Raw genomic sequence first — 16,117 nt, 5'->3', positions numbered from 1 at the left:
CCATCCAAAAAGCAAGAGAAATGTTTAATATTTTCATGAAGCGGCCAGTCTTTGCGATAGTGATATCACTTGTCATTATCTTCATGGGCTTCCTGGCCATAAATACACTCCCCACCTCACAGTTCCCGTCCATCGCCCCTCCCAGGGTGATCGTGAGTGTGGCTTATCCGGGCGCGAGTGCGGATGTATTGGTGAAGTCCGTACTGATACCTTTGGAAAAAGCGGTAAACGGTGTACCCGGTATGAAGTACATGACCTCCGATGCAACCAGTGCGGGCGAGGCCAATATTCAAGTAGTTTTCGATCTGGGAACAGATCCGAACCAAGCGGTGGTAAACGTAAAGAACCGCATTGAACAAGTTACTAACAGGCTACCAGAACTGGTACAGCGTGAAGGGATTGTGGTAAACATCCTGCAACCCAACATGCTGATGTATGTGAACGTATACAGTAAAGACCCACATGCAGATGAAAATTTCCTGTATAACTACGCCAATGTGAATATCCTCCGCGAACTGAGTAGGGTGAAAGGGATCGGGAATGCTCAGATCCTGGGTAGCCGGCAGTATGCGATGCGTATCTGGCTAAAGCCAGACAGGATGCGGGCTTACAACGTATCCACAGACGAAGTGATGGCAGCCCTCGGCAGCCAAAGCGTAATCGGGTCTCCCGGTCGTCTCGGTAGAAGCGATGGTAAACGCTCCGAAGCACTGGAATATGTACTCACCTACCAAGGACGTTATAATCAGCCGGAACAATACAAAGATGTAATCATCCGCGCTAATGCCAACGGTGAACTCCTGCGATTGAAAGATGTGGCAGATGTGGAACTGGGTAGTGAATTCTATGATATCTACTCCAACCTGAATGGACATCCTTCGGCGGCGATCGTGCTGAAACAAACCTATGGTAGTAACGCGAATGATGTTATCAAGGAAGTAAAATCCCAATTGGAGGAAATGAAAAAATCCTTCCCTCCAGGCATGGATTACGAAATCAGTTACGATGTATCCAGCTTCCTGGATGCCTCCATTGAAAAAGTAATCCATACGCTCTGCGAAGCCTTTGTACTCGTGGCTATTGTGGTTTTCATATTCCTGGGCGACTGGCGCTCTACGCTGATTCCTACACTAGCAGTACCGGTGTCGCTCATCGGCGCGTTCTTCTTCATGCAGGTATTCGGACTCACCATCAACCTGATCACATTGTTTGCGTTGGTACTGGCAATCGGTATTGTGGTGGATAATGCGATCGTGGTAATTGAGGCGGTCCATGCGAAGATGGAAGAAGAACACCTTTCGCCATATGCGGCTACCAAGCAGGTATTGCATGAGATCAGCGGCGCCATCGTAGCAATCACATTTGTAATGACAGCAGTATTCATTCCAGTGGCATTCATGTCTGGTCCTGTAGGTATTTTCTACCGACAGTTCGCTATTACCATGGCTACTTCCATCGTGTTGTCTGGTATCGTGGCACTCACGTTGACGCCTGTACTCTGCGCTATCCTGCTAAAAAACAATCATGGGCAACCGAAGAAAAAAACGCCTGTGAAAATGTTCCTGGATGCATTCAACAGAGGGTTTGAAAAACTCACGGGCAGGTATACCAGCCTGATGGAGAAAATAGTAAACCGTAGAGTGATCACTTTCGGTATCCTCATCGCTTTTGCTGTCAGCATTTTCGGTATTAGTAAATCATTGCCTTCTGGTTTTATTCCTAGTGAAGACCAAGGTATGATCTATGCTATCATCCAAACGCCTCCAGGTTCTACGCTGGAACGCACCAATGACATGGCGAGAAAAGTACAGAACATTGCAGAACACGTGGAAGGAATCCAGTCGGTATCCGCGTTGGCAGGTTATGAGGTGTTGACAGAAGGTCGTGGTTCCAATGCCGGTACTTGTATCATCAACCTGAAAAACTGGTCAGAACGTAAACATAATGTCAACCAGATCATTGCTGAACTGGAAGAAAAATGTAAGGATATCCCCGGTGCTACCATTGAATTTTTCGGTCCACCAGCCGTACCTGGATATGGTGCTGCCGGCGGTTTTGCGCTGCGTCTGTTGGATAAAACCAATAGCGACGACTATAAGGAAATGGAGAAAGTGAATGATGAGTTCATGGCAGCGCTGCGGAAACGTAAAGAGTTGTCAGGGTTGTTCACTTTCTATAGTGCCAACTATCCGCAATATGAGTTGCAGATCGACAACCAGGCAGCCATGCAGAAAGGGGTATCTATTGGTAAAGCAATGGATAACCTTTCCATCTTGATCGGTAGTACCTATGAACTTGGATTTATCCGCTTTGGTAACTTCCTCAAAGTATATGTACAGGCAGCTCCTGAGTACAGAAGATTACCAGAAGATCTGATGAACCTGTATGTGAAGAATAACCGGGATGAAATGGTGCCTTATTCTGCGTTCATGAGTATTAAAAAATCACATGGTCTGAATGAGATCACGAGGTATAATATGTACAATTCATCTGCGATTAGAGGGGAACCTTCAGCAGGCTATAGTAGTGGTGAAGCGATTAAGGTGATTCAAGAAGTGGCCGCCAAAACATTGCCGAATGGTTACGGTATCGACTGGGAAGGTCTTTCCAAGGATGAATCTGGTCGTGGTAATGAAGCGCTGTACATCTTCCTGATCGTATTATTCTTCGTATACCTGATCCTCGCTGCGCAGTATGAAAGTTTCGTATTGCCGTTGGCGGTAGTTCTCTCTCTTCCTGCCGGCGTATTCGGATCGTTCTTGTTATTAAAAATCATGGGCCTATCCAATGATATTTATGCACAGGTGGGATTGATTATGTTGGTTGGTTTGTTGGGTAAGAATGCCGTACTGATTGTGGAGTTTGCGGCACAAAAACATCGTTCAGGCGTTCCCGTATTAGAGGCGGCGTTAGAAGGCGCCAAAACGAGGTTCCGCCCGATTTTGATGACATCCTTGGCATTTATTGCCGGATTGGTTCCGCTGGTTTTTGCTACAGGTCCTGGTGCTATCGGGAACCGTACTATCGGTGCGGCCTCTTTAGGCGGTATGTTGATGGGAACCATTTTCGGGGTAATCCTCATTCCTGGATTATATTTCATCTTCGGTAGTATCGCTGCCAAACGTAAGCTGATCAAGGATGAAGATGAAAAACCACTGACGGAAAGGAAGATCCTTATTATTGAAGAACAATAACTGATTGTGATGTTAAAAAGAGTAAATAAATATATATGCTTTGTCTGTCTCTCATTGAGCTATGGCGCCTGTAAGGTACCGGAGTTGACAGGGAAGACAGCCAACAATCATGTGCCGGATGGTTACACAGATGCACGTGATACCATCAACACGGCCCAGGTAAAATGGAAGGAATACTTTACGGATCCCAACCTGGTATCCTTGATTGACACCGCTTTGAAGAATAACCAGGAACTGAATATCACGCTCCAAGAAATAGAGATTTCCAGGAATGAGATCAGGGCTCGGAAGGGGGAGTATTTACCTTTTGTGGGTGTGAAAGGGGCGGTAGGATTGGATAAGGTAGCCCGATATACTAGCGCGGGCGCAGTAGAGGCGAACACAGAGATCAAGCCAGGGAAAGAAATGCCGGACCCATTGCCGGACTATCTGTTAGGCGTATACGCTACATGGGAAGTGGATCTCTGGCATAAGCTACACAACGCTAAGAAGGCGGCTGTTACGCGTTATCTGGCTACGGTGGAAGGCAAGAACTTCGTTGTCACCAACCTGGTAGCGGAAGTGGCTAATTCCTATTACGAATTACTGGCCTTGGATAATCAGTTGGAGATCGTCAATAAAAACATGCAAATCCTGCATGATGCCTTGGTGATTGTAAAATTGCAAAAGGAAGCCACCAGGGTAACGGAGCTGGCCGTACGAAAATTTGAAGCGGAAGTACTGAAAACACAAAGTTTACAATACGATATTAAGCAGCAAATTACCGAAACGGAGAACAGAATCAATTTTCTGTTAGGTAGATATCCACAGCCTATTGTCAGGAATGACCATAGTTTTGAGGAACTGTTGCCAGCGCCTGTGCATGCGGGTATTCCTTCTCAACTGTTGGCCAATCGCCCAGATATCAAACAGGCGGAACTGGCATTGTCGGCGGCTCAATTGGATATAAAAGTGGCCAAGGCGCAGTTCTATCCTTCTTTTGGAATTTCTGCTGCCGTAGGTTACCAGGCATTTAATCCATCTTATCTGCTTCGTACACCAGAGTCATTGCTGTATGGACTTGCAGGGGAACTAGTAGCGCCACTCGTGAATAAGAATGCGATCAAGGCAACCTATTACAATGCCAATGCGAAGCAAATACAGGCGGCATACAACTATGAGCGTACTATCCTGAACGCATATATGGAAGTAGCTAACCAGTTGGCGAAAATCAGCAACTTGGAAAAAAGCTACGACCTGAAATCGAAACAGGTGGATGCCCTCACACAGTCGATTGCCATTTCCAATGATCTGTTTAAATCCGCTAGGGCAGACTATATGGAGGTGTTACTGACGCAGCGAGATGCCCTTGAATCCAAATTTGAATTAATCGAAACGAAAAAGCAACAACTGAATGCAATGGTGAATATTTACCAAGCATTAGGTGGTGGCTGGAATTAACATTTGTTTATTTTAGAGTTTATATTTTAAGGGAGATAATAGCCGGTTTATCCGGCTATTATCATTTAAATGAACGTTTGTCACCCATTCTCCTGCGCTCCTGTACTTTGCTCCCTGTTGAATAGAGAAATCTCCTTTCTTTGTAGGTAAATCTTTATTCAGTTGAACAAAATCGCTAACATATCGCTCTACTGGAAATGCCAGTTGATTGGCTGGTGTATTGCAGCCCTATACTGGGGATTGGAAGGAATGCGTGCGCCGCAGGCTACCTGGACAGCGTTCCTATTCCACCTCATAGGGGATGTGACCATCGGCATTCTTGTGACGCATTGTTATCGCTACCTCGCGCTTAAATTCCGGTGGACAAATCTATCCCCAGGAAAGCTGGCATGGAGGCTGATACCTGCCGTGTTGTTGATTGGGGCGACATATGCTTTATTGATCGCGCTAAAACTGTATTACATTCGTTACACTATCGGAGGCGAGGGGAATTTGTCTCTCTACAACTACCTGACACATACCTATAGAACCTTGTTACTCACAGGAACAAGATTAATGGCCATCTGGATTTTGATCTATCACGGGTATCATTATGCGCAAAGGGAAAATAAGATTGCCCTGGAAAATGCGCAACTCATCATGGCTACAAGAGAGGCGCAGCTTAACCAGTTGTCAGCCCAATTGAATCCACATTTCTTCTTTAATTCTTTGAATACGATTAAGTTTCTCATTGCTGAAGAGCCTACCGCAGCAAGGCGGGCAGTGGATTTGTTGTCTGATCTACTAAGGCATTTCCTTTATAATCACGATGATCGCGTTATTACGGTAACTGAAGAATTGCAGTTGGTAAATGATTACTTGGAACTAGAGAAACTCAGATTTGAAGAACGCTTACAAACGACTGTAACTGTTAGTGATGATTGTCTCCCTGTAACACTGCCTCCTTTGAGTATACAGACCTTGGTGGAGAATAGTATCAAGCATGGTATATCCAAATTGAAAGATGGCGGTACCATTACTATGCAGTTGGATAGAATAGATCAGCAATTGAGGATTATTGTGACGAATTCGGGAAAGCAAGCACCAGCAGAATTCAGTAATGGTCTAGGATTGAAGAACTTACGAAAACGGCTGGAATTGCACTACGATGGAAGATTCACAATGCATCTAGGTGAAACAAATAATCAGGTGTCCGTTGAGTTAATAATTCCCGCATATGTTTAAAATAAATGTAGTAATAGTAGACGACGAACGCTCTTCCCGGGAAGAGCTCAAACGGGCATTAAAACCTTATACCGACTTCACTATCATTGGGGAAGCCCGACATGTGGAGGAGGCGAAAATGTTGATTAAGGAGAAAAATCCAGATCTGATATTCCTAGATATACAAATGCCAGAACAATCAGGTTTTGATTTACTGGAACAGTTGGAGGTGGTGCCGCAGGTAATTTTTGTAACTGCATTTGACCAGTATGCAATACGCGCATTTGATAGCAATGCATTGGATTATTTGCTGAAACCCTTCAGGGAAGAGCGGTTTAGGCATACGGTAGATAAGATAAGGGTGAAACAAGCAGCCATTCAGGCCAGAGAACATTTGTCTACCTACACTAAACAACTCTTTATTAAAGATGGAGAGCATACTTACTTTGTAAATCCATTATCTATTTACCTAATTACATCCGCAGATAATTACTCAAAGGTATATTTTGACGATAAAAAGGTAATTGTCAAACGTTCCCTTAATCAGTGGGAGCATATATTAGACACTGCAATATTCTTTCGTGTCAACAGAACCCAATTGGTTAATACACACTATATACAACAGGTTATTACCCTCTCTGGAGGCCGACTACAACTGATATTGAAAAATAGTACTGCGTTGGAAGTATCTATGCGTCAATCTGTAAAGTTCAGAAGTATTAACCGCATATAATTCGATCATTAAATTTAGTATATGGACAAAGTAGTAGTGTTACTGCTTAGTGGGATCATTATGTTTACCCATGTCGGCGCCCAGCAATTGCTATCCCCTAGCGAGTGCCGAATAGATAGTGTTGCAATTCATACAAATGACGGTGCCCATATCTCGGCCATTGTGGTCAGAGAGAAAGGAAGGTATCCTCCATTGCCTACTGCACTTACTTTCACTATCTATGCGGATGGCAAGAGCCTTACTCGCGCTAAAATGGCAGCAGCACATGGTTACGTAGGAATCGTTGCTTTCAGTAGGGGAAAGGGATGGAGCCCAGATTCGATTGCTCCCTATGAACATGAGGTGCAGGATGTAAACAGCGTGATTGATTGGATTATACAGCAACCTTGGAGCAACGGGAAAGTGGGAATGTACGGAGGTAGTTATGACGGCTTTTCTCAATGGGCAGCAACAAAGAAATTGCACCCTGCATTGAAGACGATAGTGCCTTATGTTGCGGCTATTCCTGGTATAGGTCTCCCAATGGAGAATAATATTTTCTTAAATGCCAATTACGGTTGGGCTTTTTATACAACGAACAATAGAACCCTGGATAATAATGTCTACAATGATCCTATTCGTTGGAGAACGATGCAGCAGCAATGGTTTCACAGTGGTGTGGCCTACAGAAAAATAGATAGTATAGACGGTGTTTCGAATCCCTGGCTACAGCGTTGGTTACGACATCCAGACTACGATGCCTACTGGCAATCAATGGTCCCTTACGGACAAGAATTTGCCAACATCAGTATTCCTGTACTCACCATTGAAGGCTACTATGACGACGGACAGATTTCCGGTCTGAGATATCTCCAAGAACATTATAAGTATAACCCACATGCGCAGCATTACCTGGTGATTGGCCCCTATGACCATTTCGGAGCGCAACGCGGTGGAACCCCTCAGTTACGTGGATATACCGTCGATTCAACTGCCCTTATTAATACGAGTCAGCTCACCTTCGAGTGGCTTGATTACATATTACAGAATGGGAAGAAACCAGCGCTTTTGAAAGATAAAATCAATTTTGAAGTGATGGGCGCCAACGAATGGCGGCATGTCTCCTCTATTGAAAAAATGAATAACGATACGCTTACCTTCTACTTATGTGGAAAGCCATCTCAGGGAGCATACACGCTTTCCGCAAAGCATCCAACAGATACCAGTTACCTCTTACAGAGCATTGATCTAGCCGACAGAAATACATGGTTGAATGATTATTATCCTAACCCCATCATCCGTGATAGTCTGGATACAACTAATGGCCTGTTCTTTTTAAGTGAACCGCTAGAGAAAGCAATAGATATGAACGGTTGCTTTACAGGTGAATTACTGGCGTGTATCAATAAGCGGGATATGGATATTGGCGTGGTATTGTATGAACTGATGGCAGACGGCCGGTACTTTAATCTGTCGTATTTCCTTGGCAGGGCTAGTTATGCCAAGGATATGACGCAACGGCATTTATTACAACCAGGAAAATTAGAAACGATTCCTTTTAGTAGAACACGCATGGTCAGTAAACGATTGGAGAAGGGGAGTCGCCTGTTGGTGGTATTGAATATCAATAAGAATCCATTTGCGCAGATCAATTATGGCACGGGTAAAGATGTGAGTGATGAAACAATACATGATGCAGGCGGGCCTTTGCAGATAAAGTGGTATTCCGGTAGTTATATAAAAGTGCCGGTATGGAGATAATACAATTTCTATGTCGAAAAATGACTGATTTTTCGACATGAATGTTCTCTAATGATGAAATTTTTAATAAATAATCCATTTTCATGTCGAAAAAAATGAATAATTTCGACATGAAAATGGATGTGTGTCGAGGAAATCACCATTGGAATTAACTAAAAATCATTAATATAATGACTTTTAATAGGGCTCAACCAAATAATGACTTACCTAAATTACCACCGACAGATTTTGTGGAGTCCCCAGAAATATTGCGGCATCTTGCCAAGGCATCCAGATATTTGGGTGAATTAAATGGACTTTGTGCAGCTTTACCTGATTCTCAGCTATTAATCAATATAGTTGTGCTTCAAGAAAGTAAAGATAGTTCCGCAATAGAGAATATTGTTACTACACAGGATGAGTTGTATAAGGCAGCAACTGAGGAGGGGGGAGAAAGCTATGCGGCAAAAGAAGTATTGAGTTATCGGGAAGCATTGTATGTAGGGTTGTCAAGAATGCGGGCGCAGCAAAATCTTTTACGGATAAACACAATAGTTGAGATTGTTCAGACTATAAAACGGAGTAATATTGGAATTAGAAATGTACCTGGAACAGCATTAAAAAACGCTATCAATGGTGAAATAATTTATACTCCACCGTGTTGTGAAGATACAATAAGAGAAATGTTGGCAGCATTGGAACGCTTTATTAATGAATCAGAAATCTCCACATTGGACCCTCTGATAAAAATGGCCTTGATACATTACCAGTTCGAAGCAATTCATCCTTTTATAGATGGAAATGGGCGCACAGGGCGCATTGTAAATGTATTATACCTTGTACAACAGGGCATATTATCCCAACCGGTTTTGTATCTCAGTTCGTATATCGCAAAGTACAAGGCCGAGTATTATCAGCTCCTGCGAGGCGTAACAGAAAAAAATAATTGGCATGATTGGGTGATGTATATGCTTACGGCATTAATTGAAACAGCAAAGTTAACAGCGAGTAAAATTAAATCCATGCTGTTGTTGAAAGACGAAACTGAGAATAAAATGAAACAGGTCTTAGGGGCTTCTTTCAATTTTGACTTATTGCAGTTGATGTTTACACTCCCTTATTTAAAAATAGAATTGATAGAGAAAATGGGACTTGCCCATCGTCAAACAGCATCTACCTGGCTTAAAAAGTTGGTTGATGCTGATGTTTTAAAACCACAAAAAATTGCAAGAACGACCTATTTTGTTAATTATAAATTGATGGAGTTACTAACTTCGAATTAATAATTTTGAATGAAAGATTCGTGTGCAACTGAAGTACAACATCCTTTGTTATCAGATCCCTTTTTTCATATGCAAAATTGGAAAAGGTTTCCCCATGCTATCTAATGCAGATCTTCCCGTAACCTCAAATCCGCAATGCTTATAAAACCCAACAGCACCTTCGTTTTGTTCATTTACATCCAGCTCCAGCACTTCCATTTCGTTCACTGCGTAGGAGAGTAGTTGTCTGCCCAGGCCTTTTCCATGAGCGTCTGGATGTACGAATAACATTTCCAGTTTTTGATCAGCAATGCCGATAAAACCTAGTATTGCCCCATTGCTATCAATAGCACAACGTAATTGCACTAGATGGAAGTATTCGTTTTTTATCAGCGGTTTGAAATACTGGATATCTTCTTCATGTAGGAAATGATGGGTAGCTCTCACAGAGGCCTCCCATACGTCGATCATTTCATCGTAATTGGCGGGAGTGGGTTGTTCTATGCGTATCATCGGTTTGGGCTATGGGTCAGCTACGAAGGTAAGTATTGATCATTTAAAATCCAACAATGTCAAAGGTGCTATCCTGCTAACCTTTGACATTGTCAGGGAATAACCTATTAGAGGCAAAGGATGGTTAACTTGCAGGTGGCTGGGCAAGTGGTAGCATCAGCAGAAGTATCACATATTTTTCTTTTTCCTCTAGGAACGCTCAATGCAGCAACTTTGATTTTGGTTAATTGCAGTTTCTTTGAAGTGGTGTTTTGTTTCATAATAGAAAATGTTTAATGATTATTTCTCTCCTGTCTCTTGCTGGAGGAGCAATGCCATGGAGTGGTTATTCAGCATATTTTAAATAATCCTGCAATTAGAGGCAGGTCAGGGATACCTTGCAAGTAGGGCAGGTAGTTGCATCAATAGAAGTCATACATACTTTTCCTTTCTCTCTAGGAATGCTCAGGTTAGCAACTTTGATTTTGGTTAATTGCAGTTTTTTGGGAGCAATGTTCTGTTTCATAAATAGAAGAAATTTGATGATGATTCCTCTCCTGTCTTTAGCTGGTGGGGCAATGCCATGGAGCGGTTGTTCAGCATGTTGCCAGATATAATGCTTATTGAGGGCAGGTCCGGGTTTCCCAGCAGGTAGGGCAGGAAGTGGCATTGATAGAAGTCAAACACACTTTTCCTTTTTCTCTGGGAGCGCTCAGGTTAGCAACTTTGATCTTGGTTAGTTGCAGTTTTTTAAGACCAGTAGTCTGTCTCATAATTGCAAATATTTAATGATAATTCCTCTCCTGTCTTTAGCTGGTGGGCAATGCCATGGAGTGGTGTTTCAGCATATAACCAGATAGATCTGCTTATAAGATGCAGATCAGTGTATCTCTACAACCAGGGCAACTGGTATTTGCAATGGAAGTGACGCAAATTTTTCCAGCAGCTTTAGGAGCGCTCAGATTAGCAACTTTGATTTTGCCTAACTGTAATTTTTTGGGAGCAGGAATTTTTTTCATAATAGTAAATGATTAATGATTATTCCTCTCCTGTCTTTAGCTGAGGGAGCAATGCCATGGAGCGGTTGTTCAGCATTTCGTTATGCAAATGCCTATTAGAGGCAAATCGTAGTTAATCTGCAACCAGGGCAGGTGGTCTGATCCCAAGAGGTCAGGCAAACTTTACCTTTTTCTTTAGGAGCGCTCAGGCTAGCCACTTTGATTTTGGTTAACTGCAGTTTTTTGGGAGCGGTGGATTGTTTCATAAAAAGAAAATATTAAATGATAATTCCTCTCCTGTCTTTAGCTGAGGGAGCAATGCCGTGGAGCGGTTGTTCAGCATGTGATGATTCTTCTCCTATCTTTAGCTGGAGGAGCAAAGCCATGGAATGGTTGTTTAGCATGGCAACGAGCAGTTAATGGTCTGATGGCAAAATGGGCAAGTGGTTTGTGCCAAAGATGTCAGACAAACGCGTGCGCTATCTTTAGGAGTGGTCAGCTTAGCCACTTTGACCTTTGTTAACTGTAATTTTTTTTGAGCATTGATCTTTTTCATACCGGTAAGTATTTAATGATTATTCCTCTCCTGTCTTTAGCTGGAGGAGCAATGCCGTGGAGCGGTTGTTCAGCATATAAATTAGATATTGTTGCTATTGGTAGCAGGCTTGTAGTAAATGAAAAGATGATATCATGGAATCAACATACAGGCTTTGGGTTCATTGGGTTAATGATCGCGACTAATCAAACACATTAGTACTTCTAACCAATTTAATAGAAAAAAATTGATGTTAAAAATTTTTTTAGCATGCGTAAAAGCAAAATATCTATTGTTGAAATGGAAAATTTGAAGATTGCGATGCCCCTGAACCTGCACGCGTGAGTTATCTTGTGGTATGGGTGAAATATAGCCTCAGTGTATTTGGAATGCGATTAAATTTTTGAGGGGAATTGGTCTGGCAGACACGTGTCTCCATACAATATCTTTCGCGATTACATTCGCACTGGGTACAAATAATGGGATAAATATTTTTCTTGTTTTTTTAGGGAGACACGTACCAACAAGAACTGTCGGAGTATACAATGCGTGGGGAAAAGCTATCTAGTAAAACTAGTAAACCTGCTGTGAAATGTATTGCACAACAGGTTTACTAGTTTTATGGAATTTTCCTTAATTCCAATTATCAATCTTGATATCATTAGGAGAAGGTGCGCCTTTCCCCGTTTCTACTAACGCTTTCAGGCTCATTAGAAAGATCGCCCATTTGGTACTGCAATGATACATGAACTCCACAGGTTCTTTCCAGTTCAGATGTTGAAATAATACAAGTACATAGTCATCCTCTTGTCTCATCTCAAAATTAATAGTGGTGCCTACCCATTCTATAGGTCCATCTATGACCTCCCATTCCACTAGATTCGGTGACTGGAGCTTTTTAACTTTCATATCAAATCCTCCTTTGTCAAACCGGAATAAAACGATATTTCCAACTTGATCGCCTTCTCCGCTGGTGTCAGTGGTCCACCATCCAGCAAGGCCCGCGTTTGTGGTCAATGCCCGGTAAACATCCTCTATAGAAGACGTTTTGATACCTACTCGGTGTAAGATATTTGCCATAAGTGATTGTTTGTTCAAAAGTACTTGCTTAGATCAACTTTCGTGTAGGGTAATATGGACAATATTCAGTGGTGATGTGGACAAGCCATCGCATCATTTACGAGCTACATTTTCCCTAATGAGAGACCATGTGAAATGCGTAAAGAAGGGTGTAATGCAAATACAGATATGAAAATTGTATGCAAATGAAAAAAGGCTTTCAGCAGTTAATCCGCCAAAAGCCTTTACTGTAGTGACTCTGTAGGGACTCGAACCCTAGGCCCGCTGATTAAGAGTCAGCTGCTCTACCAACTGAGCTACAGAGTCTTGTAAACTGTTAAATTTCAGGTTTCCAAATTTAACTGTTCTCCCGGATATTTATCTCCTTAAATTAATTAAATTTGAAAGGATAGTCAAAAATATCGTTAACTCAGTATAAAATACTTAGTCTGATGCAAGAAGCGTATATAGTTGCCGGGTACCGCACTGCGGTCGGCAAATCCAAGAGAGGAGGTTTCCGCTTTTACAGGCCTGATGATCTGGCAGTTGATGTAATTACCGGATTGCTGAAATCAGTACCACAGCTCGATCCTAAACAGGTGGACGACCTGATAGTAGGTAACGCTGTGCCGGAAGCAGAACAGGGCTTGCAAATTGGACGTATGATCTCCGTGAGAGCTTTAGGTATCGACGTACCGGGAATGACCGTAAACAGATACTGTGCATCCGGACTCGAAACCATCGCCATCGCTACCGCAAAAATCCAATCAGGCATGGCCGATTGTATCATCGCTGGTGGTACCGAGAGCATGAGCCTCGTTCCCGTTGCCGGATGGAAAACAGTTCCTAACTATACTGTAGCCAAATCCAACCCGGATTACTACATCGGTATGGGCCTCACCGCAGAAGCAGTTGCAAAAGAATTTAACGTCACTAGAGATGCCCAGGACGAATTCTCTTATCACTCTCATATGAAGGCCCTGAATGCCATTAAAAACGGCTATTTCAAACAGGGTATCCTCCCGATAGATATCAACGAAGTATATGTAGATGCGAAAGGTAAAAGAGCTTCCCGCACTTTCACCGTAGATACAGATGAAGGTCCTCGCGCAGATACCTCCATGGAGGCCCTCGCAAAACTGAAACCTGTATTCGCCGCCGGTGGCAGCGTTACCGCCGGTAACTCCTCCCAAACTTCCGATGGCGCCGCCTTCGTAATCGTGATGAGCGAGAAAATGGTGAATAAACTCAATCTGAAACCTATCGGTAAACTGGTGTCCTGCGTGTCTGCCGGCGTACACCCTCGCATCATGGGTATCGGCCCCGTTGCCGCCGTACCTAAAGTGCTGGAAAGAGCAGGCAAAAAATTAGGCGATATCGACCTCGTAGAACTCAATGAAGCCTTCGCTTCCCAGTCCATCGCCGTAATCCGTGAACTCGGCATCAACCCCGATATCGTTAATATCAATGGTGGCGCTATCGCCCTAGGTCATCCCCTCGGTTGCACCGGCGCTAAACTCACCGTGCAAATCCTCGGCGATCTTAAACGCCTCAATAAAAAATACGGTATCGTTACTGCCTGCGTAGGTGGCGGCCAAGGTATCGCCGGTATCATCGAAAATATCAACTAAAAAAAATTTCCACTCATAAAATTTAACGAGCCCGGTCCTGCCGGGCTCGTTTTTTATTGTCTGTTATCTATCAACATCTTACGTTTTTTTCTATATAGATTAGGATTGCATGTGATCTTTTTATTTATAATATTTTAATCAAGTTGAATTAAAGTTTTTACTAATTTACTGCCTGATTTAGCCTCAAAGCTATCAACCATATCATTTTTTATGGATCGCAGACAATTCCTGACCTTATCGCCTGCACGTAGTTTTAAAGCCGCTACCATGGCTGCAAGAACTACTACCGGCATCACCCCTTATGCTGGCGCCTGGGGCCCTCAGCAACTGATTCATCTCCTCAAAAGGACCATGTTCAGCACCAATCCGGTGGATATCAACGCCTTCAACGGTATGAGCATGCAACAAGTAGTGGATACCTTGCTGACAGCCCAGCCTGACCCCCAGCCCCCAGTAAATAACTATGGTACTGACTCCTCCGGCGTCGCCCCCGGCGCTACCTGGGTCAGAGCCTCCAAAGGGGACATCACTACAGAAGATAACAGGATCACCTCCTATAAATCCTGGTGGATCGGTCAAATGATCAACCAATCCAGAAGCATACACGAAAAAATGGTGCTCTTCTGGCATAACCATTTCGTTACGGAAACCATTACTGTTAAAGACAGTAGATACATCTATCAATACAACCTTACCCTCCGCCAAAATGCCCTGGGTAACTTTAAAGCACTTACCAAAGCAATTACCCTCGATCCGGCAATGTTGATTTACCTAAACGGTTATCTCAACTCCAAAGCCGCCGCCGATGAAAACTATGCTCGCGAACTACACGAGCTGTTTACCGTCGGAAAAGGCCCGGATTCCCACTATACAGAGGATGATGTGAAAGCCACCGCCCGCGTGCTCACAGGCTTCCGCATCGACGATGCCAATATCACCAGTACCTTCAATACTACCCAACACGATATCGGTAATAAACAATTCTCTTCCTTCTATCTGAATAAGGTTATCTCCGGAAAAACCGGCCCCGCCGGCGCTACGGAACTAAATGACCTCCTAGATATCATCTTCGCGCAACCAGAAGTGGCTAAATTCATCTGTCGGAAATTGTACCGTTTCTTCGTATACTACGATATAGACGCTGCCACCGAACAGAATGTCATCTCCCCACTGGCCGATATCTTCCGCAGCAGCGGCTATGATATCAAAGTGACATTGAATGCGCTCTTCACCAGCGAACACTTCTTCGATCCACTGAACTACGCCTGTTTGATTAAAAGTCCGGTCGATTTTTGCGTGGGCGTTTGCAGAGAATTCAGCGTACAATTCCCTTCAGATTATACTAACCAATATCTTGGATGGAAGGCGATTCAACGTACTGCAGCGAATATGCTCCAGAATCTCGGAGATCCACCGCTGGTAGCTGGTTGGGAGGCCTATTACCAGGAACCTTCTTACCATGAACTCTGGATCAATACGGATACACTGCCAAAAAGAAATCAACTCACGGATGCCCTCATCAGCGATCCTGGCTTTAACCGCCTCCATATTGATCCACTGGCTTTTGCAGCACAACTGCCCAATCCTGCAGATCCTATCGCATTGGTGTCCGATTCCCTGAATATACTTTATCGTGTAGGCGTTTCCGATACTGTAAAGGATTTCCTGAAAACGACTATTCTCCTCACAGGCCAGACTACCGATTACTACTGGACAAACGCCTGGAATAAATACGTCTCCAATCCAAATGATATGCAGGCCAAAAGCGATGTTCATATCCGCCTACAGGCCCTGTACAAATACATCATGGACCTCTCTGAATACCAATTATCCTGATAAGCTGAAATACCT

The 16,117-nt window shown here is 43.4% G+C and carries 14 protein-coding genes and 1 tRNA gene; 8 read left to right on the top strand and 7 right to left on the bottom strand.

What is annotated here, in order from left to right; translation table 11 throughout:
* The first annotated feature begins 20 nt into the window (after positions 1–20).
* The 6 genes from JO154_RS24895 to JO154_RS24870 all read left to right on the top strand — a co-directional run bounded on the left by JO154_RS24895 (position 21) and on the right by JO154_RS24870 (position 9,572).
* Positions 21–3,194, top strand: coding sequence for an efflux RND transporter permease subunit (locus JO154_RS24895; RefSeq protein ID WP_291951360.1), 3,174 nt, complete (start codon positions 21–23; stop codon positions 3,192–3,194).
* A gap of 9 nt (positions 3,195–3,203) precedes the next feature.
* Positions 3,204–4,634, top strand: a complete 1,431-nt coding sequence (locus tag JO154_RS24890) for a TolC family protein (protein ID WP_291951357.1) — start codon at positions 3,204–3,206, stop codon at positions 4,632–4,634.
* A gap of 162 nt (positions 4,635–4,796) precedes the next feature.
* Complete coding sequence (locus tag JO154_RS24885) at positions 4,797–5,858, top strand: histidine kinase (protein ID WP_291951355.1); 1,062 nt, start codon at positions 4,797–4,799, stop codon at positions 5,856–5,858.
* Positions 5,851–6,570, top strand: a complete 720-nt coding sequence (locus tag JO154_RS24880) for a LytTR family DNA-binding domain-containing protein (protein ID WP_291951352.1) — start codon at positions 5,851–5,853, stop codon at positions 6,568–6,570. The genes JO154_RS24885 and JO154_RS24880 overlap by 8 nt, the downstream gene beginning before the upstream one ends.
* Before the next feature lie 21 nt (positions 6,571–6,591).
* On the top strand, positions 6,592–8,310 hold the full coding sequence (locus tag JO154_RS24875) for a CocE/NonD family hydrolase (RefSeq protein WP_291951349.1): 1,719 nt from the start codon (positions 6,592–6,594) through the stop codon (positions 8,308–8,310).
* 170 nt (positions 8,311–8,480) lie between these two features.
* On the top strand, positions 8,481–9,572 hold the full coding sequence (locus tag JO154_RS24870) for a Fic/DOC family N-terminal domain-containing protein (RefSeq protein WP_291951346.1): 1,092 nt from the start codon (positions 8,481–8,483) through the stop codon (positions 9,570–9,572).
* Between the two features lie 51 nt (positions 9,573–9,623).
* On the opposite strand, the gene JO154_RS24865 is transcribed toward JO154_RS24870, so the two are convergent.
* The 7 genes from JO154_RS24865 to JO154_RS24835 all read right to left on the bottom strand — a co-directional run bounded on the left by JO154_RS24865 (position 9,624) and on the right by JO154_RS24835 (position 12,962).
* Positions 9,624–10,064 (bottom strand): acetyltransferase, encoded by a 441-nt coding sequence (locus tag JO154_RS24865; protein WP_291951343.1) that lies wholly within the window; start codon positions 10,062–10,064, stop codon positions 9,624–9,626.
* Positions 10,065–10,171: 107 nt separating this feature from the next.
* On the bottom strand, positions 10,172–10,324 hold the full coding sequence (locus JO154_RS24860; protein WP_291951341.1) for a hypothetical protein: 153 nt from the start codon (positions 10,322–10,324) through the stop codon (positions 10,172–10,174).
* Positions 10,325–10,419: 95 nt separating this feature from the next.
* Complete coding sequence (locus JO154_RS24855; protein WP_291951338.1) at positions 10,420–10,569, bottom strand: hypothetical protein; 150 nt, start codon at positions 10,567–10,569, stop codon at positions 10,420–10,422.
* Positions 10,570–10,663: 94 nt separating this feature from the next.
* Positions 10,664–10,816 carry a hypothetical protein gene (locus JO154_RS24850; RefSeq protein WP_291951336.1) on the bottom strand — a complete coding sequence of 51 codons (153 nt, stop codon included), beginning with the start codon at positions 10,814–10,816 and terminating at the stop codon, positions 10,664–10,666.
* 341 nt (positions 10,817–11,157) lie between these two features.
* Positions 11,158–11,307, bottom strand: a complete 150-nt coding sequence (locus tag JO154_RS24845) for a hypothetical protein (RefSeq protein ID WP_291951333.1) — start codon at positions 11,305–11,307, stop codon at positions 11,158–11,160.
* Between the two features lie 902 nt (positions 11,308–12,209).
* On the bottom strand, positions 12,210–12,656 hold the full coding sequence (locus JO154_RS24840) for an SRPBCC domain-containing protein (protein ID WP_291951332.1): 447 nt from the start codon (positions 12,654–12,656) through the stop codon (positions 12,210–12,212).
* A gap of 233 nt (positions 12,657–12,889) precedes the next feature.
* Positions 12,890–12,962, bottom strand: a tRNA-Lys gene (locus tag JO154_RS24835).
* A gap of 125 nt (positions 12,963–13,087) precedes the next feature.
* Here JO154_RS24835 and JO154_RS24830 point away from each other — a divergent pair.
* Positions 13,088–14,266, top strand: a complete 1,179-nt coding sequence (locus JO154_RS24830) for an acetyl-CoA C-acyltransferase (protein WP_291951331.1) — start codon at positions 13,088–13,090, stop codon at positions 14,264–14,266.
* 210 nt (positions 14,267–14,476) lie between these two features.
* Positions 14,477–16,102: a DUF1800 domain-containing protein gene (locus JO154_RS24825; protein ID WP_291951330.1), complete on the top strand. Its 1,626-nt coding sequence runs from the start codon at positions 14,477–14,479 to the stop codon at positions 16,100–16,102.
* Positions 16,103–16,117 lie beyond the last annotated feature (15 nt).

Source organism: Chitinophaga sp. (assembly GCF_019236475.1).
GTDB lineage: Bacteria > Bacteroidota > Bacteroidia > Chitinophagales > Chitinophagaceae > Chitinophaga.
This window is presented reverse-complemented; position numbering and strand designations above follow the sequence as displayed.